Origin of the sequence: Flavobacterium sp. MAHUQ-57, from assembly GCF_051908335.1 — a bacterium.
Lineage (GTDB): Bacteria > Bacteroidota > Bacteroidia > Flavobacteriales > Flavobacteriaceae > Flavobacterium.
Window position 1 is genome coordinate 4,505 of the sequence record NZ_JBPZTE010000006.1, and the last position, 372, is coordinate 4,876.

At 44.6% G+C, this 372-nt stretch carries 1 protein-coding gene; it reads left to right on the forward strand.

The features are described 5' to 3' along the window. A partial coding sequence (locus ACS8MM_RS00055) for a hypothetical protein (protein WP_379711739.1) occupies nucleotides 1-372 on the forward strand: 372 nt, incomplete at both ends.

A 372-nucleotide genomic window follows, 5' to 3' on the forward strand; every position in this document is an offset into this window, starting at 1 on the left:
TGGTGATCCTAGAGTGGCTCCAAGATTGTGTGATGGCGGAGTAGTAAATGTTACTTATAGCATTGCTGATAACTGTAGCCGAGACAGCGTTAGTGCCAGCTTTACTTTGAATGGTGAAGCCGACGTTGATGTTACTGGCCCAGGTAATTCATCTACTAGTCAATGTGACTATGCAGATCAAGCTGCTGTAGATGCTGCATTTGCTGCATGGTTAGCTCAATTCCAAACTTTAAATGATGGTTGTAGCGCTGTAGCACAATTCAGCGGAGATCCTAGAGTGGCTCCAAGATTGTGTGATGGCGGAGTGGTAAATGTTACTTATAGCATTGCTGATAACTGTAGCCGAGACAGCGTTAGTGCCAGCTTTACTTT